This window comes from Pantoea sp. PA1 (assembly GCF_056856975.1).
On the sequence record NZ_JBXGEE010000006.1, the window covers coordinates 198,006 to 220,423 of the forward strand.

The 22,418-nt window shown below is 58.8% G+C and carries 20 protein-coding genes; 13 read left to right on the forward strand and 7 right to left on the reverse strand.

The window, feature by feature from the left end; all coding sequences use genetic code 11:
* Positions 1–96 precede the first annotated feature (96 nt).
* Entirely contained in the window at positions 97–1,149 is a 1,053-nt protein-coding gene (locus AC1V0D_RS19555) for an AbrB family transcriptional regulator (protein ID WP_111208478.1), read from the forward strand.
* Here the strand turns inward: AC1V0D_RS19555 and rarD are convergent.
* Together rarD and AC1V0D_RS19565 are read right to left on the reverse strand one after the other, a co-directional pair.
* Positions 1,120–2,019: an EamA family transporter RarD gene (gene rarD / locus AC1V0D_RS19560; RefSeq protein WP_482907907.1), complete on the reverse strand. Its 900-nt coding sequence runs from the start codon at positions 2,017–2,019 to the stop codon at positions 1,120–1,122. The two genes, AC1V0D_RS19555 and rarD, sit on opposite strands and share 30 nt — an antisense overlap.
* 20 nt (positions 2,020–2,039) lie before the next feature.
* A complete protein-coding gene (locus tag AC1V0D_RS19565; protein WP_009088464.1) occupies positions 2,040–2,510 on the reverse strand; it encodes a thioesterase family protein in 471 nt (156 codons plus the stop codon).
* 193 nt (positions 2,511–2,703) lie between these two features.
* Between AC1V0D_RS19565 and pldA the strand changes: the two genes are divergently transcribed.
* From pldA to AC1V0D_RS19585, 4 genes are all read left to right on the forward strand, one after another.
* Positions 2,704–3,582 carry a phospholipase A gene (gene pldA, locus AC1V0D_RS19570; protein ID WP_009088467.1) on the forward strand — a complete coding sequence of 293 codons (879 nt, stop codon included), beginning with the start codon at positions 2,704–2,706 and terminating at the stop codon, positions 3,580–3,582.
* 24 nt (positions 3,583–3,606) lie between these two features.
* Complete coding sequence (gene recQ, locus AC1V0D_RS19575; RefSeq protein ID WP_009088468.1) at positions 3,607–5,433, forward strand: ATP-dependent DNA helicase RecQ; 1,827 nt, start codon at positions 3,607–3,609, stop codon at positions 5,431–5,433.
* 12 nt (positions 5,434–5,445) lie between these two features.
* A complete protein-coding gene (gene rhtC / locus AC1V0D_RS19580; RefSeq protein ID WP_009088470.1) occupies positions 5,446–6,069 on the forward strand; it encodes a threonine export protein RhtC in 624 nt (207 codons plus the stop codon).
* 205 nt (positions 6,070–6,274) lie between these two features.
* Complete coding sequence (locus AC1V0D_RS19585) at positions 6,275–7,075, forward strand: DUF1460 domain-containing protein (RefSeq protein ID WP_482907915.1); 801 nt, start codon at positions 6,275–6,277, stop codon at positions 7,073–7,075.
* Positions 7,076–7,122: 47 nt separating this feature from the next.
* Here AC1V0D_RS19585 and rhtB read toward each other — a convergent pair whose 3' ends face one another.
* Positions 7,123–7,746, reverse strand: a complete 624-nt coding sequence (rhtB, locus tag AC1V0D_RS19590) for a homoserine/homoserine lactone efflux protein (RefSeq protein ID WP_003854387.1) — start codon at positions 7,744–7,746, stop codon at positions 7,123–7,125.
* Positions 7,747–7,858: 112 nt separating this feature from the next.
* Between rhtB and pldB the strand changes: the two genes are divergently transcribed.
* Together pldB and yigL are read left to right on the forward strand one after the other, a co-directional pair.
* Positions 7,859–8,851 (forward strand): lysophospholipase L2, encoded by a 993-nt coding sequence (pldB, locus tag AC1V0D_RS19595; protein WP_154929006.1) that lies wholly within the window; start codon positions 7,859–7,861, stop codon positions 8,849–8,851.
* A 52-nt stretch (positions 8,852–8,903) separates the two neighbouring features.
* A complete protein-coding gene (gene yigL, locus AC1V0D_RS19600; RefSeq protein ID WP_009088476.1) occupies positions 8,904–9,704 on the forward strand; it encodes a sugar/pyridoxal phosphate phosphatase YigL in 801 nt (266 codons plus the stop codon).
* Between the two features lie 46 nt (positions 9,705–9,750).
* On the opposite strand, the gene glpT is transcribed toward yigL, so the two are convergent.
* Positions 9,751–11,091 (reverse strand): glycerol-3-phosphate transporter, encoded by a 1,341-nt coding sequence (glpT, locus tag AC1V0D_RS19605; protein ID WP_009088478.1) that lies wholly within the window; start codon positions 11,089–11,091, stop codon positions 9,751–9,753.
* A 373-nt stretch (positions 11,092–11,464) separates the two neighbouring features.
* Between glpT and AC1V0D_RS19610 the strand changes: the two genes are divergently transcribed.
* Positions 11,465–12,328, forward strand: a complete 864-nt coding sequence (locus AC1V0D_RS19610; protein WP_482907908.1) for a carboxylate/amino acid/amine transporter — start codon at positions 11,465–11,467, stop codon at positions 12,326–12,328.
* A gap of 461 nt (positions 12,329–12,789) precedes the next feature.
* Here AC1V0D_RS19610 and AC1V0D_RS19615 read toward each other — a convergent pair whose 3' ends face one another.
* Together AC1V0D_RS19615 and metR are read right to left on the reverse strand one after the other, a co-directional pair.
* Positions 12,790–13,269: a YehS family protein gene (locus AC1V0D_RS19615; RefSeq protein ID WP_009088484.1), complete on the reverse strand. Its 480-nt coding sequence runs from the start codon at positions 13,267–13,269 to the stop codon at positions 12,790–12,792.
* Between the two features lie 83 nt (positions 13,270–13,352).
* The gene (gene metR, locus AC1V0D_RS19620) at positions 13,353–14,279 is read right to left on the reverse strand and encodes an HTH-type transcriptional regulator MetR (RefSeq protein ID WP_009088486.1); all 927 of its coding nucleotides are present in this window, start codon (positions 14,277–14,279) and stop codon (positions 13,353–13,355) included.
* Between the two features lie 144 nt (positions 14,280–14,423).
* Between metR and metE the strand changes: the two genes are divergently transcribed.
* The gene (gene metE / locus AC1V0D_RS19625) at positions 14,424–16,694 is read left to right on the forward strand and encodes a 5-methyltetrahydropteroyltriglutamate--homocysteine S-methyltransferase (protein WP_482907909.1); all 2,271 of its coding nucleotides are present in this window, start codon (positions 14,424–14,426) and stop codon (positions 16,692–16,694) included.
* 53 nt (positions 16,695–16,747) lie between these two features.
* On the opposite strand, the gene AC1V0D_RS19630 is transcribed toward metE, so the two are convergent.
* A complete protein-coding gene (locus AC1V0D_RS19630) occupies positions 16,748–17,581 on the reverse strand; it encodes a dienelactone hydrolase family protein (protein ID WP_009088490.1) in 834 nt (277 codons plus the stop codon).
* A gap of 303 nt (positions 17,582–17,884) precedes the next feature.
* On the opposite strand from AC1V0D_RS19630, the gene udp reads away from it, so the two are divergent.
* The 4 genes from udp (at position 17,885) to ubiE (ending at position 22,411) form a co-directional block, all read left to right on the forward strand.
* The gene (gene udp, locus AC1V0D_RS19635) at positions 17,885–18,646 is read left to right on the forward strand and encodes a uridine phosphorylase (protein WP_009088492.1); all 762 of its coding nucleotides are present in this window, start codon (positions 17,885–17,887) and stop codon (positions 18,644–18,646) included.
* Between the two features lie 77 nt (positions 18,647–18,723).
* On the forward strand, positions 18,724–19,992 hold the full coding sequence (locus tag AC1V0D_RS19640; RefSeq protein ID WP_312830059.1) for a tetratricopeptide repeat protein: 1,269 nt from the start codon (positions 18,724–18,726) through the stop codon (positions 19,990–19,992).
* Between the two features lie 85 nt (positions 19,993–20,077).
* Positions 20,078–21,577, forward strand: coding sequence for a DNA recombination protein RmuC (rmuC, locus tag AC1V0D_RS19645; protein ID WP_140029660.1), 1,500 nt, complete (start codon positions 20,078–20,080; stop codon positions 21,575–21,577).
* A 75-nt stretch (positions 21,578–21,652) separates the two neighbouring features.
* A complete protein-coding gene (gene ubiE / locus AC1V0D_RS19650) occupies positions 21,653–22,411 on the forward strand; it encodes a bifunctional demethylmenaquinone methyltransferase/2-methoxy-6-polyprenyl-1,4-benzoquinol methylase UbiE (protein ID WP_009088499.1) in 759 nt (252 codons plus the stop codon).
* Positions 22,412–22,418: the final 7 nt, after the last annotated feature.

The window sequence follows — 22,418 nt, forward strand, 5'->3', positions numbered from 1 at the left end:
AAACGTTCCGGGCCATCGTCGATGGCCCGTTCTGCTGGCTCCCGTCGCCATTTCTGCGTACTCTGTCCCCCTTGTTTTTACAAATAATTAACTTTTATGGACGCTTTATCCTTACGCGCGCAGTGGGCGCTGCTGCTGCTGGTGTCGGTCCTGCTGGGGACGCTGCTGCACCACTTTCAGGTGCCCGCGGCGCTGCTGCTGGGCCCGATGGTGGTCGGCGTGGTGATGGGGTTATCAGGCGCAACGCTGCGCATCGACAGGCGGTTGTTCCTGCTGGCGCAGGCGGTACTGGGCTGCATGATTGCACAGAGCCTGTCGCTGTCGATTCTGACGCCGCTGATTCAGGAGTGGCCGGTGGTGCTGGCGGTGCTGCTGCTGACCCTGGCGGCCAGCGGCGTATCGGGCTTTCTGCTGGTGCGTTTCAGTCAGCTGCCTGGCCCGACCGGTGCCTGGGGATCGTCACCGGGTGGCGCATCTGCCATGGTGGCGATGGCGGGCGACTTTGGGGCCGACGTGCGGCTGGTGGCGTTCATGCAGTATCTGCGGGTGCTGTTTGTCGCCTCGGCGGCGGCACTGGTGGCACGTATCGGTCTGGGGGATGAGGCACACAGCGTCTCGCTGCTCTGGTTTCCCGCCCTGAATCGCGGCTTTGTCATCACGCTGGCGGTGATGCTGGCGGGCGCGTGGCTGGGCACCCGGCTGCGCATCCCGTCGGGGGCGCTGTTGCTGCCCGCGCTGGCAGGGGCGGCACTGAACGGCAGCGGTGTCGCGGTACTCCAGGTGCCGGAGTGGCTGCTGGCTCTGGCCTACGCGCTGATCGGCTGGAGTGTCGGGCTCCGGTTCACCCGTCCGATTTTCCTGCTGGCGCTGCGCACGCTGCCGCAGATGCTCGCCTCCATCTTCGGGCTGATGCTGTTGTGTGGCGGGCTGGCGTGGATGCTGACGCAGATGCTGGATATCGATCTGATGACCGCCTATCTCGCCACCAGTCCGGGCGGGCTGGACACGGTGGCGATTATTGCCGCGGGCACCCAGGTCAACATGGCTTTTGTGATGGCGTTACAGACGCTGCGTCTGTTCACCATCCTGCTGACCGGTCCGGCGATGGCGCGTTTTATTTCACGCTACGCGCGTACGGGTGCGGAATGAAAACGCCACCGCATCGCAGACAAACACCAGCAGCGCCAGCCAGATGAAGCCAAAGGTGACCATCTTGTCTGGCGTGATGGTTTCCCCGTAGAAAACGACCGCCAGGATAAACATCAGGGTCGGGCCGAGATACTGAAAGAAGCCAACCGTGGAGAGACGCAGCCGGCTGCAGGCCGCCGCAAACAGCATCAGCGGAATGGTGGTGATAATCCCTGCCGCGACCAGCCTGAGGTTGAGACTCAGCGGGTTAGCGGAGAGATGGCTGGTAGGGCTGTCGGCAAAGCCGAACAGATAGATGGCCGCCAGGGGGAACAGCCACAGGGTCTCAATCAGCATGCCGCTCTGGGCATCGACCTGAATCTTTTTACGCACCAGACCATACAGGGCGAAGCTCAGCGCCAGCCCCAGCGCAATCACCGGCAGCGAACCGAACTGCCACAGCTGCACCAGCACGCCGAGGGTGGCCAGCAGCACCGCCAGCCACTGGAGACGACGGAAACGCTCGCGCAGAAACAGCATGCCGAACACCACATTAATCAGCGGATTAATAAAGTAACCCAGGCTGGCTTCCAGCATATGCTGATTATTCACCGCCCAGATAAACAGCAGCCAGTTGCCGCCAATGGTCAGCGCGGTCAGCGCCAGCATCAGCACTTTTGCTGGCTGAGACAACACGCTGCGTACGACGGGCCAGCTGCGGCTCAGCGTAATCAGCAGCAGCATAAACAGCGCAGACCAGATAACCCGGTGCGTCATGATTTCCGTGGCCGGAACCTGCTTCACCAGTTTGAAGTAAGCCGGCGCGATGCCCCAGATAAAGTAAGCCCCTAGGGCGAAACCCACGCCCTGGCGGGTTTGTTGCGTATCCATATGAGATCCAGATGGCGTGCTTAGCCGATAAGATAGGTGGCGGTTGCCGTGGCGATATAGTCGCCCTGTTGGTTGTGCAGCTCGACGCGCGCCACGGCGACTTTGTTACCGGCACGCAGCAGGCTGCTGGTGGCAGTAAAGCGCTCGCCGCGTCCGGGGCGCAGATAGTCAACGCGCATATCGATGGTGCCCATGCGGGAGAGACGCTGGCGAAGCTCGGCTTCGCTGATGCTCTCCTGACGGGTCAGTGCGTTACTGACGCAGACCATACCAGCCGCCACATCCAGAACCGACGCGATCACCCCGCCATGCAGGATCTGTTGTGCCTGGTTGCCCACCAGCATGGTTTTGTTGGCAAAGCTGATTTCGGCGTAGTCCGCCTCCAGGCGCATCAGTTCCAGACCCAGCGCCTGATTGAAGGGCATGTGATAAACGAAAATTTCGCCGACCAGCTGGCGAGCGTCCTGCGGTGTCAGCACGGGTGATGACATGATGATGTGTCCTGAAAAAATCGGGCCAGAGGGGCGCGCAATCTGAATGAGTTGTGTATTCTATGCCGCCTGCGAGGGGGTTTCCAGTTTAAGAAATCAGCACTCTTGCTCACTGCCATTTGCGTGTAGAATGGCCTGCTTTTTACGACACCCTTTCAGTTGTTTTGATACGCAGCGCTCACCGGAGAATTTTATGCGTAAGCATCGCGCCTTGCTGGCGGCAATGTTGATAATTCCTGCGCTGGCGCAGGCAGATGAAGCTCAGATCAAAGAGGTTCATGACGCGCCACAGGTTCAGGGCAGCATCATTGCTAACCTGCTGGAGAAGCATGATAATCCGTTTGTTCTCTATCCCTACGAGAACAACTATCTGCTCTACACCTACACCAGCGACCTGAATAAAGAGGCGATCTCCTCCTATAACTGGGGAGAAAATGCCCGCAAAGATGAAGTGAAATTCCAGCTCAGCCTGGCGTTTCCGCTGTGGCGCGGTATTCTGGGTGATAACTCGGTGCTGGCCGCCTCTTACACCCAGCGCTCCTGGTGGCAGCTGTCGAATCGCGGTGAATCCTCGCCCTTCCGTGAGACCAATTATGAGCCGCAGATTTTCCTTGGCTGGGCCACGGATTATTCGCTGGGTGGCTGGACACTGCGGGATGTCGAACTGGGTCTGAATCATGAGTCTAACGGGCGCAGCGATCCCACTTCGCGCAGCTGGAACCGCGTTTATGCGCGGCTGATGGCGGAGAACGGGAACTTCCTGGCGGAGATCAAACCCTGGTATCGCATCCCGGATGGGGCAAATAATGACGACAACCCCGATATCACCAAATATATGGGTTATTACCGCACCCGGCTGGGCTATAAGCTGGGCGACAGTATCTTCAGCGTTGAAGGCAACTATAACTGGAACAGCGGTTATGGCGGTGCGACGATGGCCTGGAGCTACCCAATCAGTGAGCATGTCCGCTTCTATACGCAGGTGTTCAGCGGCTACGGTGAATCACTGATCGATTACAACCATCGCCAGACGCGTCTGGGTGTGGGTGTAACGCTCAACGACTTGTTCTAATCCCTAACGTACGACAGGAATCGCGTGGCAACCTCGGCAGTTCTCAATCAGGAAGCGCTGGCGCAGCAGGTATTGCAGGATACCTTCGGCTACCAGCAGTTTCGTCCCGGTCAGCAGACGATCATCAATCAGGCGCTGAGCGGGCGCGATTGTCTGGTGGTCATGCCCACCGGCGGCGGTAAATCGCTCTGCTATCAGATCCCGGCGCTGGTGCGCGAAGGCCTGACGCTGGTGGTCTCGCCGCTGATCTCACTGATGAAAGATCAGGTCGATCAGCTGCTGGCAAACGGCGTGGCCGCGGCGTGTCTCAACTCCACTATGACGCGCGAACAGCAGCAGACGGTGATGGCTGACTGCCGCACCGGTCGGGTGAAGCTGCTCTACATCGCCCCTGAACGCCTGATGATGGATAACTTCCTCGACAATCTGGCACACTGGCAGCCCGTGATGCTGGCGGTGGATGAGGCGCACTGTATCTCGCAGTGGGGGCACGATTTCCGTCCGGAATATGGCGCGCTGGGCCGGTTGCGTGAACGCTTCCCGGAGGTGCCGGTGATGGCGCTGACCGCGACCGCCGATGAAACCACCCGTAACGACATCGTTAACCTGCTGCACATGCAGGACCCGCTGATCCAGATCAGCAGCTTCGACCGTCCCAATATCCGCTACACCCTGGTGGAAAAATTTAAGCCCACAGATCAGCTGCTGCGCTACGTTCAGGATCAGCGCGGCAAGTGCGGCATTATCTACTGCAACAGCCGGGCGAAGGTGGAAGACACCGCCGCGCGCCTGCAGAGCCGGGGGCTGAGCGTCGGGGCCTATCATGCCGGTATCGACAGCGAACAGCGCGCCAGAGTGCAGGAAGCGTTTCAGCGTGACGATCTGCAAATCGTGGTGGCGACGGTGGCCTTTGGGATGGGCATCAACAAGCCCAACGTCCGCTTTGTGGTTCACTTTGATATCCCGCGCAACATCGAATCCTACTACCAGGAAACCGGCCGTGCCGGCCGTGATGGCCTGCCCGCCGAGGCGATGATGCTTTACGACCCGGCAGATATGGCCTGGCTGCGTAAGTGTCTGGAAGAGAAAGTGCCGGGGCCGCTGCAGGATATTGAACGCCACAAGCTCAACGCCATGGGCGCGTTTGCGGAAGCGCAGACCTGCCGCCGCCTCGTGCTGCTCAACTACTTTGGTGAGGGGCGCCAGCAGCCGTGCGATAACTGCGATATCTGTCTCGATCCGCCTAAACGGTATGATGGTCTGGTCGAGGCGCAGAAGGCGCTCTCCGGCATCTACCGCGTGGGGCAGCGTTTCGGCATGGGCTATATCGTGGAGGTGCTGCGCGGCTCCAACAATCAGCGTATCCGGGAACAGGGCCATGACAAACTGCCGGTCTATGGACTCGGCAAAGATCAGAGCCACGAGCACTGGGTCAGCGTGTTACGTCAGTTGATCCATCTGGGGCTGGTCACGCAGAACATTGCCATGCATTCGGCACTGCAGCTGACCGAAGCCGCCCGCCCGGTGCTGCGCGGTGAAGTCCCCCTGATGCTGGCGGTGCCGCGCCTGATTACCGCGAAGACGAAGAGCAGCAGTCCGGCGAAGTTTCACGGTGGCAACTACGATCGCAAGCTCTTTGCCAAGCTGCGTAAGCTGCGAAAAGCGATCGCCGATGAAGAGAATATTCCGCCTTACGTGGTGTTCAATGACGCCACACTGATTGAAATGGCAGAACAGATGCCGGTCAGCGCGTCAGAGATGCTCAGCGTCAATGGCGTGGGTCACCGCAAACTGGAGCGCTTTGGCAAACCTTTCCTGGTGATGATCAAAGAGCATCTCGATGAAGAGTAAAGGACACTGATTATGCTGATGTTATTTGCCACTGTGGCGCTGGTACACCTGGTGGCGCTGATGAGCCCCGGCCCGGATTTCTTTTTTGTCTCACAGACGGCTGCCAGCCGCTCACGTAAAGAGGCGATGATGGGCGTGCTGGGCATTACGCTCGGTATCGTTGTCTGGGCAGGGGTGGCGCTGATGGGGCTGCATCTGATTCTGGAGAAAATGGCCTGGCTGCATCAGATCATCATGGTCGGTGGCGGACTCTATCTGCTGTGGATGGGCTGGCAGCTGATGGGCTCGGCACGTCAGCGCCACAAACAGCCGCAGCAGGATGAACCGGTGGTGGAGCTGCCAAAACGCGGCATGAGCTTTCTCAAAGGGCTGCTGACGAATCTCTCAAATCCTAAAGCGATTATCTACTTCGGCAGCGTCTTCTCGCTGTTTGTCGGGGATGATGTCGGCGCGACGGAGCGCTGGGGTCTGTTCCTGCTGATCATCGCGGAAACTTTTGCCTGGTTTGCGCTGGTGGCGGCAATCTTTGCCCTGCCGTGGATGCGTGCGAAATATCAGCGCCTGGCAAAATGGGTGGATGGTATGGCAGGGGTGCTCTTTGCCGGTTTCGGCATCCATCTGATTATCTCCCGCTAAGCATCGCGGATGCCGGCGTGCACGAGGCGCGTCCGGCAGGGCTCTCACCTCCCGTCGTCTCTCCCTCATGTGACAGCGATCACACTCTGCTCCACCGTTTATCCCGTTACCTTAACCGTCACTCAATCGTCACCCGGTGTTAATCCACCGAGGCATCACCTCTGGTAAGGTCGGTAACCGGGCATATTTTTGCAGGAACAGGATGATGAGAATGAAAGCGTTGCTGCTGCTGTTAATGAGTGCGGGCATCAGCGCCTGCGCGTCACCGGCGGCGACCCGTTATCCGGCGTCGCAGCCGATCCGGACGGATAAGGTGACGTCGATGCTGGCGCAGCTTCCTGCGCCCGGCCTGCCGCAGGGGGACAGGATTAGCCGGATCTCTGCGGCTTTTCTCGGGACACCTTATCAGGCCCAGACGCTGATCGGCTCGCCTGCGACGCCCGAAGCGCTGGTGATCAACCTCTACCGGGTAGACTGCTTTACGCTGCTGGATTATGTGCAGGCGCTGAGCCAAAGCCACGATCGCCCCAGCTTTGAAGCCAGCCTTATCCGCACCCGTTATCGGGATGGCGAGGTCAGCTACCTGAAACGGCGCCACTTTTTTTCCGACTGGGCTGCTGACAGCCCGCCGATTGCCGATGACGTCACCCGCACACTGAGCCCGGCGGCGGTAACGGTGATGAAGCCACTCAATCGTCAGGCCAGCGGAACAGAAAAAGTGCCGGGTCTGGGCGTGATGCCGCGTCCGATCACATACATTCCGGCCCGCGCCCTTACGCCCCGGCTGCTTGACCAGATTCAGAATGGCGATTACGTCGGGGTTTACACGCCCGCGGCGGGGCTGGATGTCTCACATGTGGGGATTGCCGTCCGGCACGATGGCCGGTTGTGGTTCAGGAACGCCTCCTCGCGGGCTGAAAACCGCCGGGTTGTCGATGCGCCGTTCAGGGAATATATGCGGTCAGTGCCGGGCATCATCGTGCTGCGTGCCGTGCCGGCGGTGTGATGAGAGAGAAGCGATCGCGCCGGCCCTGGCGGGCCGGCGCGTCAGGATCAGGCGATCTTCCTGGCGCTGGCCAGCAGGGCGCCGACCGCCATAAACAGTCCGCCGAAAATACGGTTCATGAGCTTCATCTGTTTTGGCCCTTTAATCCAGCCCGCAATGCGGGTTGCCAGCGTGGCGTAGCCAATCATCACGATGATATCGACCACTACGGTCGTCACGCCCAGCACCAGATACTGCATAAAGAGCGGCTGATGCGGCTGAATAAATTGCGGGAAGAGCGCCGCCAGAAAGACGATGCTTTTGGGGTTGGTCAGGTTCACCAGCACGGCACGTTTGAACAGGCGACGGCGCGGCATCGCTTTAGCGACCGCGTCCAGGTCAATACCGCCCGCTGAGCGCCACTGCTGAATACCCAGCCAGACCAGGTAGGCCGCACCGGCCCATTTCAGAATCTCAAAGGCGAGCAGCGACTGGGAAAACAGCGCGCCCAGCCCGATGCCTACCAGCACGATATGCAGCGCCAGCCCGACCTGCAGGCCGGAGATGGATGCCACCGTGCCGCGATAGCCGTGGCTGATGCCGGTACTCATGGTGTTAATCGCGCCGGAGCCGGGCGACAGGCTGAGAATTGTGGTGGTGAGCAGATAGGTCAGCCACCATTCGATGGTCATGGGTTGCGCTCTCTTTAGGGGCGGAAGTGTGACACAATACGCCAGAAATAAGCGCGGCGCTACGGCCTGCGTACGGCAACAGGGACTCTTTATCCGGTCATCAGGAGGGCGAATGAATCCACACAAAGCCAGCTGGCTGCGACGCGAAAAAGCCTTTGCTGCCTTTGCAACCGGTCCGCTGCTCGACTTCTGGCACAGCCGTGAAGAGCGTGAGTTTACCGGCGTCGGTAATCTGACATTGCGTTACGTCCGGTTCACGTCACCGAAACATACGCGTGTCATCCTGATTGTGCCCGGCCGCATCGAGAGTTACATCAAATATCCCGAGCTGGCCTACGATCTGTTTCACTGTGGCTTCGATGTGGTGATCCTCGATCATCGCGGCCAGGGGCGCTCCGATCGTCTGCTGGAGGACTCACACCGCGGCCACGTGGTGGAATTTACCCACTATGTCGACGATCTCGAAACCCTCTATCTGAAAGAGATCGTCAGCGGACACTATCAGCAGCGTTATGCGCTGGCTCACTCGATGGGGGGCGCAATATTAACGCTGTTTCTGGCGCGGCAGCCGCAGGCTTTTCATGCGGTTGCCCTGGTGGCCCCGATGTTTGGTATTGCGCTGCCGTTGCCCGCCTTCCTGACCCACCGGATACTCGACTGGGCGGAGAAACGCCCGGCGGTGCGCGATGGGTATGCGCTCGGCACCGGACGCTGGCGCGCGCATCCGTTTGGCATCAACCGGCTGACGCACAGTGCTGAGCGTTACCGGCGTAACCTGCGCTTTTATGCTGATGATCCGGCGATTCGCGTTGGCGGGCCGACCTATCACTGGGTGCGCGAAGGCATCCATGCCGGTCGCAACATCATCAGTCAGGTGGATAAGATCACCACGCCGCTGCTGCTGTTACAGGCCAGCGAGGATCGGGTGGTCGATAACCGTTCGCAGGACCTGTTTTGTGCCGCGATGGCTGCGGCGGGTCATCCGTGTGAGGGCAACACGCCGCGGGTGATCAACGGCGCGCGTCATGAGATCCTGTTTGAAAAAGACGCGATGCGTGCCGAAGCGCTCCATGCAGTGGTCGACTTCTTTTCAGCGCATCACTGACGTTATTTATCCGACCGGCGAAAGCCGGCAGACTCCGATACCCGAGGTTTTCATGTACCACATCGTTGCATCCGACCTGGATGGCACGCTGCTTTCTCCCGAACATCGCCTGACCCCGTTTGCACGCGAAACGCTGCAGCAGCTGGTCGCCAGAGATATCCACTTCGTTTTCGCGACCGGCCGTCATCATATCGATGTCGGACAGATGCGCGACAGCCTGGCGATTCCGGCTTATATGATCACTTCAAACGGCGCGCGCGTTCACAACGCGGCGGGCGAACTGGTCTTCAGTCACAATCTGGATGCCGACATCGCCAGCGATCTGTTTGGCCTGCAATATCATCACAACGAAATCCTGACTCACGTCTACCGGGATGATGAGTGGTTTGTCAGCCGCTCAAGTCCGGCGGAACAGGATTACTTCCGCGAGTCGGTGTTCAATTATCAGGTCTATGAGCCAGGTCTGCTGCCAACCGATAACATCAGCAAAGTCTTCTTCACCTGCGAAAACCCTGAACATCTGATCCCGATGGAGCAGGCCATTGAAGCGCGCTGGGGTGACCGCGTTAACGTCAGCTTCTCATTACCCACTTGCCTGGAGGTCATGGCGGGCGGCGTGTCGAAGGGGCATGCGCTGGAAGCCGTGGCGAAGCAGCTGGGTCATTCGCTGCAAAGCTGTATCGCCTTTGGCGACGGCATGAACGATGTGGAGATGCTGAGCATGGCGGGCAAGGGCTGTATCATGCAGAACGCCCATCAGCGGCTGAAAGATACGCTGCCGGCGCTGGAAGTGATTGGATCGAATGCGGATGATGCGGTGCCGCAGACGCTGCGCGCACTCTACCTCGCATAAGCAGATGAATGAAAAGGGCCGGTTATCCGGCCCTTTTTTTATGCCGTCAGGCGATTTTCTGTTTGTGTCTGTGTTCGCTGACCATGGTCAGGAGCAGCAGAATAACGGCGAGCACGCAGCCTGCGATCATCACCAGGAAGCCGCCATCCCAGCCGAAGTAGTCGACGGTGTAACCGACAATAGCGCTGGCGGCCACCGACCCACCCAGGTAGCCGAACAGGCCGGTAAAGCCCGCTGCCGTTCCTGCCGCTTTTTTCGGGGCCAGCTCCAGCGCGTGCAGACCAATCAGCATCACTGGACCGTAGATCAGGAAGCCAATCACGATCATACAGGCCATATCAACGCCGGGGTTACCCGCCGGATTGAGCCAGTAGATGACGGTCGCGACGGTGACCAGCGTCATAAAGAACACCCCGGTCGCCCCCCGATTGCCGCGGAACACTTTATCCGACATCCAGCCGCAGAGCAGCGTCCCCGGTATCCCCGCATATTCATACAGGAAGTAGGCCCAGGAGGATTTATCCAGCGTGAAGTGTTTCACCTCTTTGAGATAGGTCGGAGACCAGTCGAGGATGCCGTAGCGCAGCAGATAGACAAACACGTTGGCCAGCGCGATGTACCACAGCAGCTTGTTCGGCAGCACGTACTTCATGAAGATCTGCTTTGCCGTCAGCTCCTCTTCATGGCTGGCATCGTAGTCGGGCGGATAGTCGTTTTTATACGCTTCAATCGGCGGCAGGCCACAGGATTGCGGGGTATCGCGCATCAGCGCAAAGGCCAGAATCGCAATGGCAATCGCGCCAAAAGCGGGCATGTAGAGCGCCGCTTTCCAGTCGTTAAACCACGCCATGCCCAGCAGAAACAGCAGCGGGGGGATACCGCCGCCCACATTATGGGCGCAGTTCCAGACCGAGACGATCCGGCCGCGCTCCTTCTGTGACCACCAGTGAACCATGGTGCGTCCGCACGGCGGCCAGCCCATCCCCTGAAACCAGCCGCAGATAAACAGCAGTACAAACATCACCATGATGCTGGAGGTCGCCCAGGGCACAAATCCCATGATCAGCATCACCGCCGCGGCCAGAATCAGGCCAGCCGGCAGGAAGACGCGCGGGTTTGAGCGGTCCGACACCGATCCCATGATGAATTTTGAAAAGCCGTAGGCGATGGAGATGCCCGACAGGGCAAACCCTAAATCGCCCCGCGAAAAACCCTGCTCGACCAGATAGGGCATCGCGAGCGCAAAGTTTTTTCTGACCAGATAGTAGGCGGCATAACCGAAGAAGATCCCGATGAAAATTTGCCAGCGCAGACGACGGTAGAGGGGATCGACACGATCCTCTGCCACCTGTGGCTGGCGTGGCGCAGGTTTAAAAATGCTCAGCATCAGTGAGGCCCTCCAGGGCACATTATGGTTTTTGAATTCCCGGCAGGTTGAAGCAGGAAAAGAGGAGAAAATGGCCATCCGATGTTCCATTTCGCGCAAAGAATAGTGTTAGTTGCGCAGCGTTACTGTGATGAATGACACATTTGTTACAGTTTTATTACAGTTGAGAGCGAAAGTGTTCACCTGATGGATCATTTCGCGCATTTTGTCTGGCGGAAAAGCGGTTCTGTCGACAGTTATGTCAGTCTGTGTAAACGGTGCGCTGCTTAAAGATTCTGATCGAATGTTTTATAGTCAGATGTCAACCAGATTTCACAGCCTGATGGCAGCACATTGTTTACACTGGCGGCCTGTTAATTTCAGGGTCATGACCGTGTTCTTATTAATTATTACCACTATTCTGTGGGCCTTTTCGTTCAGTCTGATTGGCGAATACCTTGCCGGGCAGGTGGACAGCTGGTTTTCCGTTCTGATGCGTCTGGCGCTGGCTGCGCTGGTCTTCCTGCCTTTCCTGCGCTGGCGCGGCTACCGCCCTTCAACGCTGCTGCTTTATATGCTGGTGGGGATGCTGCAGCTCGGGGTGATGTATCTGCTGAGTTTTGAAGCCTATCTCTATCTGAGCGTTTCAGAATTTCTGCTGTTTACGGTGATGACGCCGCTGTATGTGACGCTGATTTACGATCTGATCAGCCGTCGTCCGCTGCGCATCGGTTATGTGTTCAGTGCGCTGCTGGCGGTGGCCGGTGCGGCGATTATCCGTTATGACAAAGTCAGCGATCATTTCTGGTTCGGGCTGCTGTTAGTGCAGCTGGCAAACATCTGTTTTGCGGCGGGAATGGTTGGGTATAAGCGTCTGCAGGAGACCCGTCCGATGCCGCAGCACACCGCCTTCTCCTGGTTCTATCTGGGTGCGGTTGTGATTGCCGTGATCGCGTGGTGCGCCTGGGGTAATCCGCAGAAGTTGCCGACCACCTCCCTGCAGTGGGGCATTCTGATCTGGCTGGGCGTTGCGGCTTCCGGTCTGGGCTATTTTATGTGGAACTACGGTGCAACGCAGGTCGATGCCGGCACGCTGGGCATTATGAATAACATGCACGTTCCCGCCGGGCTGCTGGTGAATCTGGCAATCTGGCAGGAGAAACCGCACTGGCCGAGCTTTATTGCGGGTGCGCTGGTGATCCTCGCCTCGCTGTGGGTGCATAAGCGCTGGGTGGTGGGGCGTAGTAGCCGATCTTAAAGGAGAATCGTACCTAATCAGTAGCTGTGGGTCAGGTGAGGCCTCCCGGGCTGGCGCGTCCGATCGCGAAGGAATCTCACTTCCCTGTGGATCGGCCGGGCCATCCCTGGCCCGGACGCTTCGCTCTTCTGACGCGCCAGCCCATGAGGCGCAACAGCCTCATCGCTGTTAAATACATGGCTCAGCGCGAGCATGAAGGAGTGATGCAAGGGTAGTAAAGCCTGGAGGCGTGACAGCCTCATCGCTGTTAAATGCGTGGCTCAGTGCGAGCATGAAGGAGGGAATGGCAGGCCCGGTGCTGCTCTTGTCAAAGCCCTGATGAAGCGGGAGGGAAGGGGGGGCGCAGCTGAGGAGCAAAGCGTCCGAGCCAGGGATGGCGAGGCCGTGCTGCATGGATGCAGGCTTTCTTTGCGATCAGATGCGCCACCTCTGACCACGCAGGGGTCAGAAGCGATCAAAAATTAAGCCGGCTTATCACTCTTCGGACGCTGGATCATCGCCAGCCCTTTCAGGAAGTTACGCAGAATCTGATCGCCACACTCGCGGTAGTTCTTATGGTCAGGCTTGCGGAAAATCGCCCCTACTTCCGCCTGCGACACGGTAAAGTTTGCGCGCTTCAGCACGTCAGGAATGTCGGTCGTTTTCAGATCGAACGCGATACGCAGTTTCTTCATGAAGATGTTGTTATTCATTTTGCGCTCGATCGACGGGGCAGGCGCCTCTTCACTTTTACCACGACGGTAAAAAATCAGGCCATTCAGAAAATAACCCATCAGCACATCAGGGCAGGGACGGAACGCGGCGTCGTCATCTTTTTTCAGCCACGCCTGAACATCCGTCTCGGGTACCTCACATTCCGCCAGCGCAAAAATCTTCACCATTCCGGCATCGCTCAGATTAAGCATGTAGCGCACGCTGCGCAGAATATCGTTATTAGTCATGGTGAGATCTTCTCATGGTCAGTCGACAGGCTGCGCATTATAGGGGATTTTGCCAGCGTTCGCGCAGGTTTGTGCCCGACCGGTTACCGCTGCAACACCGCACCGGGCAGGGCAGCATCGCGCACAAACGGCAGATGCTCACAGGCGTGCTGACGGGCGAAACGGATAAAGGCTTCCAGCACCGGCTGCCGCTGTTCACCTTCGCGCACGGCGGCATAAAGACGACTCCAGAGCCCCTCACCCAGCGTGCGGGTCACGACCAGACCCTGCTTCTCAAAACTCTCCACCACCCAGTGCGGCAGCGCCGCGATACCCATGCGCGCGGAAACCATCTGAATCATCAGCAGGGTGTTATCGACGCTTTTCAGCGCCGGGCTGACGCCAGCAGGCTGCAGGAAGTGACGCCAGATATCCAGACGCTGACGCTGTACCGGATAGATCATCAACACCTCATCAGCCAGATCTTCCGGGGCAATCTGCTCCACCTGGGCCAGAGGATGATCCGTTGCCAGCACCAGCCGCACTTCATAATCAAACATCGGGGAGTAGAACAGGCCGGAGCGCGCCAGAATATCGGAGGTCAGCACCACATCCAGCTCACCCTGCTGCAGAGCGGGCTGAGGATCAAAGGTCACGCCCGATTTGAAATCCATCACCACCTGCGGCCAGCTCTGACGGAATTTATCCAGTGCGGGGGTCAGCCACTGAATACAGCTATGACACTCGATCGCCACCCGCAGCGTGGTCTGATGCGGCTCATGGCACGCCTGCAGGGCGTGCTGGATCTGCGGCAACACCTGCTCTGCCAGCTGCAGCAGAATATCGCCCTGCGGCGTAAACCGCAGCGGCTGACTTTTACGCACGAACAGGCGGAATCCCAGCCGCTGCTCCAGGTCGCTGAACTGATGAGAGAGCGCCGATTGCGTCTGGTGAAGCTGGGCCGCCGCCGCCGCCAGCGATCCCGTATTGCGCAGAGCCTGAAGCGTCCGCAGGTGCTTGAGTTCAATCATGAGGGTCCTTCACATCGAAAATGAACATATTGCGCTTGAGCCACATACAGTACCCGCAGATTATAGCAGTGTAAACATCTGGACGGCTAAACCTCTCTGGCTGCCTGTAAAAGCCAGCGTGAAAGATTATCTGGAGAACAGCACATGACTATTCTGAACCACACCCTCGGCTTTCCCCGTATTGGCCTGCGCCGGGAACTGAAAAAAGCACTGGAGCAGTACTGGGCGGGTGATATTTCGCAGCAGGACTTACTGGCGGTGGGCCGTGAACTGCGCGCCCGCCACTGGCAACAGCAGAAAGCGGCGGGTGTCGATCTGCTGCCGGTCGGCGATTTCGCCTGGTACGATCATGTGCTGACCACCAGCCTGATGCTGGGCAACGTGCCCGCACGCCATCAGAACCCGGAGGGCAGCGTTGACCTGGACACCCTGTTCCGCCTGGGCCGCGGTCGAGCCCCCAGCGGGGAACCCGCCGCCGCGGCAGAGATGACCAAATGGTTTAACACCAACTATCACTACATGGTGCCGGAATTTACCCGGGGACAGCGGTTTAAACTGACCTGGACTCAGCTGCTGGACGAGGTCGATGAGGCGCTGGCGCTGGGTCACAACATCAAGCCGGTGCTGCTGGGGCCGGTAACCTATCTGTGGCTGGGCAAAGTGAAAGGTGAGCCGTTCGAGCGCCTGTCGCTGCTGGAAGCGATTCTGCCCGTCTACCAGCAGGTGCTGGCAGAACTGGCCAGACGGGGCATCGAATGGGTGCAGATTGATGAACCGGCCCTGGCCCTGGAACTGCCGCAGGCGTGGCGCGACGCCTTCAAACCGGCGTATGACGCGCTGCAGGGTCACAGCAGACTGCTGCTGACCACCTACTTTGACAGCATCGGACAGAATATTGAGGTGATTCGCGCACTGCCGGTGCAGGGCCTGCATGTCGATCTGGTTCATGGCCACGATGACCTCCAGCAGCTGAATCAGCAACTGCCCGCCAGCTGGCTGCTGTCACTCGGGGTGATCAACGGGCGTAACGTCTGGCGCGCCGATCTCAGCCGCTGGTTCAGCCGTCTGCAACCGGTGATTGCACAGCGGGAACAGGTCTGGATCGGCTCCTCCTGCTCGCTGCTGCACAGCCCGATCGATCTCAGCGTGGAAACCCGTCTGGATGATGAGGTCAAAAGCTGGTTCGCTTTCGCCCTGCAGAAGTGTGCTGAACTTTCGCTGCTTACTCTCGCACTGAACCAGAACGATGCGGCGTCGTTGGAGGCCTGGAGTGCCCCGGTGCGCGCCCGTGCGCACTCGCGCCGCGTGCACAATGCCGCAGTGGGCCAGCGTCTGCAGGCCATCACGCCACAGCTCAGTCAGCGCCAGCGCGCCTATTCTGAGCGGGCTGCCCTGCAGCGTCAGCGTTTCAGACTGCCGGCCTGGCCCACCACCACCATCGGCTCTTTTCCACAGACCACTGAGATCCGTGGCCTGCGCCTCGACTTTAAGCAGGGCCGTCTCGACAGCAGCCACTACCGCACCGGCATCGCGGCACATATCAGGCAGGCCATTACCGAACAGGAGCGGCTGGGGCTGGATGTGCTGGTTCACGGTGAAGCGGAACGCAACGACATGGTGGAGTATTTTGGCGAGCATCTGGAGGGATTTGTCTTCACCCAGAACGGCTGGGTGCAGAGCTACGGTTCCCGCTGTGTGAAACCGCCGGTCATCATCGGGGATATCAGCCGGCCGGCGGCGATCACCGTGGAGTGGGCCAGCTATGCGCAGTCGCTGACCGACAAGCCGGTAAAAGGGATGCTGACTGGCCCGGTTACCATCCTCTGCTGGTCTTTCCCGCGTGAAGATGTGTCACGGGAAACCCTCGCAAAGCAGATCGCGCTGGCGCTGCGTGATGAAGTGAAAGATCTGGAGAAAGCGGGAATCGGGATTATTCAGATAGATGAACCGGCTCTGCGTGAGGGCCTGCCTTTGCATCAGTCGGAGTGGGCCGCCTACCTGACCTGGGCGGTAGAGGCGTTCCGGCTTACCGCGGCCGTGGCGCAGGATGACACCCAGATTCACACCCATATGTGTTACTGCGAGTTCAACGACATCATGGATGCCATTGCGGCGCTGGATGCGGATGTCATCACCATTGAAACCTCGCGCTCCGATATGGAGCTGCTGGAATCGTTTGAGCATTTCGACTATCCGAATGAAATCGGCCCCGGCGTCTATGACATTCACTCGCCTAACGTTCCCAGCGTTGAGTGGATAGAGGCCCTGCTGCAGAAGGCCGCACAACGGATTCCGGCAGCGCGTCTGTGGGTAAACCCGGACTGCGGCCTGAAAACGCGCGGCTGGACGGAAACACGGCAGGCGCTGGCCAATATGGTAACGGCGGCGAAGAAACTGCGTGGTGAGACGGCGTAGGGGAGCGGGTCCGGGTGGCAAAAAAAAGGGGCGCAGACGCGCCCCTTTTTCAGTTACTGCGAGGTCACACCATATTGCCTGAACCAGGTCAGCATCCGCTGCCAGCCATCCTGAGCCGATTCCGCATGGTAGCTCGGGCGGTAGTCTGCATTAAACGCATGACCCGCTTCGGGATAGACGATGATCTCGGCGGTGGCATTGGCGGCATGCAGCGCCTGTCGCATCTGCTCGACGCTCTCCAGCGGGATGCTCTCGTCCTGTCCGCCATAGAGTCCTAAAACCGGCGCGTTGAGCGCGACGGCAATATCAATCGGGTGCTTCTGCTGCTTCAGAGTGCGGTCGCCGGTCAGCCGTCCATACCAGGCCACGGCGGCGCGCAGCTGCGGATTGTGCGCGGCGTAGAGCCAGCTGATGCGGCCACCCCAGCAGAAACCGGTAATGCCCATGCGGCGGATATCGCCGCCGTTGCGTGCGGCCCAGTTGGCGGCATGGTCCAGGTCAGCCAGCACCTGAGTATCCGGCACTTTACTGACCAGCTCGCTGAACAGCGTCGGGATATCGTGATACTCAGAGGGATCGCCCTCGCGGAAATAGAGCTCCGGTGCAATCGCCAGATAGCCTTCCAGCGCCAGACGGCGGCAGATATCCCGGATGTGTTCGTGCACACCAAAGATCTCCTGCACCACCAGCACGACGGGTAAAGGACCTTCCGCTGACTGCGGTTTTGCAAAATAGGCCGGCATGTTTTCGCCCTGACTGGGCACGGAAGTCTCACCTGCGTGAATGGCCGGACTATCGGTAATAATGGTGGTGTCGGCGGTGGGCTGCACGGCTGGGGCAAAGCCGCCCGTCGCCGGTTTTTGTGGCAAAGTATCACTGGGTTTCATTATTCTCTCCGTGCAAGCATTGGCGCAATCACGTAACTATAGCCTGGCCCGAAAGCGTGCGTGCCAGGTGTCGGGTAACAGAATCAGCAGCGAACAAACGCATCCACCTCTTTAACATTGCCCTGACCCCGACACAGCCCCACCGGGCGTTATCCGGGCGAAGAAGATGTTAATGTGTGATTAATGTCGCATTTTTTCTTTCGGTAAATGTAACTTTCATTTTCTTAAGTGAATGCTGTCACATATTTATCGGGCGTGCTGGCGTAGAGTGGCGCGCTATCATCCCTTAACAGGAGTCTGCAAATGACACAGTCTGACGTTTTCCATCTTGGCCTGACGAAAGCCGATCTGCAGGGCGCCACCCTGGCGATTGTGCCGGGCGACCCGGAGCGCGTGAAGAAAATTGCCGGACTGATGGAGGATGCCACGCATCTCGCCTCACACCGTGAATTTACCTCCTGGCTGGCAAAACTGGATGGCAAGCCGGTGGTTGTCTGCTCAACCGGCATCGGCGGCCCTTCGACCTCGATTGCGGTAGAAGAGCTGGCTCAGCTTGGCGTGCGCACCTTCCTGCGCGTCGGCACCACGGGTGCCATTCAGCCACATATCAACGTCGGCGATGTGCTGGTCACGACCGCCTCCGTGCGCCTGGATGGCGCCAGCCTGCATTTCGCGCCGATGGAGTTCCCGGCGGTGGCTGACTTCGGTTGTACCACTGCGCTGGTGGCGGCTGCAGAAGCCTGTGGCGCCACCACCCATATCGGCATTACCGCCTCCTCTGACACCTTCTATCCGGGCCAGGAGCGCTACGACACCGTCTCAGGCCGCGTCGTCAGCCGTTTCAAGGGATCGATGAAAGAGTGGCAGGAGATGGGTGTCCTCAACTATGAGATGGAATCCGCTACACTGTTAACCATGTGCGCCAGCCAGGGCCTCCGCGCCGGTATGGTGGCAGGCGTCATTGTGAACCGTACGCAGAAAGAGATCCCTGATGCGGTCACCATGAAACAGACAGAAAGCGACGCAGTGAAGATTGTGGTCGAAGCGGCGCGTCGCTTGCTGTAGGCCGCGTCAGGCCGCGGGCCCCTATCGGGCCTGCTGCTGTATAGGGCGCGTCATTTCAGTGAAACCTGAGAAGGCTTATGCGCAATACACTTCCTGTCCGACGACCGGCATTCAAAGCCGATCCCGCCGCCCTTAATGCCCGGCTGGAACGCGGTGCCGAACGCTTCCGTGCCGCCATGCAGCAGGGTGACTATGCACAGGCCGCCCAGTGCTGCGAAGAGGCACTGCGCTATCTGCCTCAGCAGATGCAGGTGCTGAGCGACTATGCGCTCTGTCTGCTGCGTCTGGGTCAGTACCAGAAGTCCTATAAAATCTATCAGAAGATTGCACACTCCCCGCCCGCGGTGCGCAGCACCGCCTCTGAAACCTGGCTGGATGGCCTGACGGAAGTCTGTGGCTGGCTGAATAAGCCGGATGAGGTGGCGCGCTATGGTCTGGCGTCGCTGATGCAGTCCGATGCGCGTTTCAGTCAGGGGCAGCGCGTGGCGTTTCCCGCTCCCCAGCCCGAACCTGCCGATCTCACACAGCCGCACCAGAATGTCATTGCCTTCAGCCTGTTTGGTGACCAGCCGCGCTACTGCGAAACCCTGATTAAAAACGTTGAAGTCGCACCTGAACTCTATCCCGGCTGGGTCTGCCGCATCTACCTTGACGACAGCGTGCCGCAGCATGTCTGGCAGCGACTGGACCAGCCGCATGTGCAACGGGTCGATATGTCGCATGAGAAAACCCTGTTTCCCACCCTGTGGCGTTTTCTGGTGATGGACGATCCCGGCGTGAAGCGCTTTATCGTCCGCGATGCCGACTCGCTGCTCTCAGAGCGCGAAGCGGCGGCGGTCAGCGCCTGGCTGGCTTCACCTTACTGGTTCCACCATATGCGTGACTACTTTTCCCACACCGAACTGCTGCTGGCAGGGATGTGGGGCGGCTGTCATGGCGTCTTTCACAACGTGGAACAGGCGATGCGTGATTTTATTGCGCACTACCGGGGGAGCGAACGCTTCACCGATCAATATTTCCTCAAAGTGGCGTTATGGCCGACAGTACGTGAAAGCGTGCTGAATCACGATGAACTGTTTCACTTTCATCAGGCCCGGCCGTGGCCTGCCCATGCGCCGGTGCGCTGGCAGACGCCGCAGTTCCACGTGGGCAGCAATGCCGGCTTTGCCAGTATGACCGGGAAAGCCAGTGTGGCCGACGGCAGCAGACAGCGCGTGGCGATCACCGCGGGCGAAACCACCTGGCACTATCTGGCGCAGGTTAAGCAGGGTGAGTGGCTGTTGCCGATGCCCTTTTTTCTGATTGAGGAGTGGCAGGCGGGAAGGGTGACCGTGACCGCGCTCTAAGTTGCTGAGCGCGAATAAATTTATCTGGACATTCATACAGTGCGACTCTACCTTTTTCCTCAGCAGTGTAAGTCGCGGGGAAATCATGGATCAGCACATCATCATCAGCATCTGTCTGGCGCTTGCCGGGGTCGGAATCGGCTGGATGCTGGCACAGCTTCGTGCCGGGCACCAGGCCGCCAGTTTCCAGACTGAGCGCCGTCTGCAGCAGGAGGCGCAGCAGCGTCAGCAGCAGCAGACTGAACAGCTTCAGCAGCAGATCCGCGAGCGGGAACAGGAGCTGCGTCAGCTGCACGGTGCCCTGAGCGGAGCCACGGAGCGGCTGCAGCAGCTCGACTACTGGCGCAATGAAAGCGAGCAGCTCAATCGCGAGCTGCGCAATCAGCTGGAGGTCAATAGCGCGCAGGAAGCGGAGCTGCGTGAAGTGACCATCCGTCTGGAAGAGACCCGTTTTGCCGCCGAGGAGAAGCAGCGCCTGCTGACCAACAGCGAGCAGCGTCTCAGCGCCCAGTTTGAAAACCTCGCCAACCGCATTTTCGAAAACAGCGGCCGTCGCGTCGATGAGCAGAACCGTCAAAGCCTGGATAGCCTGATTGGCCCGTTACGTGAACAGCTGGATGGCTTTCGTCGTCAGGTGCATGAAAGCTTTGGTGCAGAGGCGCGTGAACGTCACACCCTGACCCACGAAATCCGTCAGCTTCAGCAGCTGAATGCGCAGATGGCGCAGGAGGCGCTCAACCTGACCAAAGCCCTGAAGGGCGACAATAAAATTCAGGGTAACTGGGGGGAAGTGGTCCTGAGTCGGGTGCTGGAAGCCTCCGGGCTGCGTGAAGGCTATGAATATGAAACGCAGGTCAGCATTCAGTCTGAACAGCAGGGCAGGATGCAGCCGGATGTGATTGTGCGGCTGCCGCAGGGCAAAGATGTGGTGGTGGACGCCAAGATGACGCTGGTGGCCTATGAGCGCTACTTCAATGCGGATGATGAGATCGAACGTGAACAGGCGATTCAGGAGCATGTCAGCGCCATGCGGGCTCATATCCGCCTGCTGGGGCGAAAAGATTATCAACAATTGCCCGGTTTACGCTCGCTGGATTATGTGTTGATGTTCATTCCGGTTGAACCGGCCTTTTTACTGGCGATCGACCGCCAGCCTGAGCTGATTAGCGAGGCGCTGCAGCAGAATATCATGCTGGTCAGCCCCACCACGCTGCTGGTGGCGTTACGGACCATCAATAATCTGTGGCGCTATGAGCACCAGAGCCGCAATGCACAGCGTATTGCCGATCGGGCCGCACGCCTCTATGACAAGATGCGGCTGTTTGTGGATGACATGAGCGGTATTGGTCACAGTCTGGACAAAGCGCAAAACAGCTATCGCGAGGCGATGAAAAAGCTGGCAGAGGGGCGCGGTAACCTGATTGCGCAGACGGAAGGCTTCCGTGCGCTGGGCGTTGAAATCAAACGGCCGATCAATCCTCAGCTGGCCGAACGGGCTATGCCGGAAAAGCGGATGGCAGATGACGACAGGGATGATGAGGATGCGGATGACAGTGACAGGCGTGTGAGACGCCTCCACGAATAGTATGGGCGCAGCGTGCCTGACTTCCGTGACTCTGATACACTTCGGAAAGTATTGTTTGTGGAGCAGGTAAAACCGATGGCAGATGAATCACAGCAGGAAACCACCCATTTTGGCTTTCAGACGGTCGCCAAAAGCGAAAAAGCTGACAAAGTCGCGGATGTGTTTCACTCCGTAGCGGCAAAATATGACCTGATGAACGATTTGATGTCCTTTGGCGTCCATCGTATCTGGAAGCGCTTTACCATCGACAGCAGCGGTGTTCGCCGCGGTCAGCGTGTGTTGGATCTGGCGGGAGGCACCGGCGATCTGACGGCAAAATTCTCTCGTCTGGTGGGTGACACCGGTCAGGTGGTACTGGCGGATATCAACAGTTCCATGCTGAAGATGGGCCGCGAAAAGCTGCGCAATCAGGGTGTGGTGGGCAACGTGAGTTACGTGCAGGCCAACGCAGAAGCTCTGCCTTTCCCTGATAACTACTTCGACTGCATCACCATCTCCTTTGGTCTGCGCAACGTCACGGAAAAAGAGAAGGCGCTGGCCTCCATGTTCCGGGTGCTTAAGCCGGGCGGACGCCTGCTGGTGCTGGAGTTCTCTAAGCCGGTGCTGGACCCGCTGAGCAAAGCGTATGACGCCTATTCGTTCCACATTCTGCCGCGTATCGGCCAGCTGGTGGCGCAGGATGCTGAGAGCTACCGCTATCTCGCCGAATCGATCCGTATGCATCCCGATCAGGAGACCCTGAAGGCGATGATGAACGATGTCGGCTTTGAAAATACCACTTACTCCAACATGACTGGCGGCATCGTGGCGCTGCATCGTGGATTTAAGTTCTGAGTGAGAT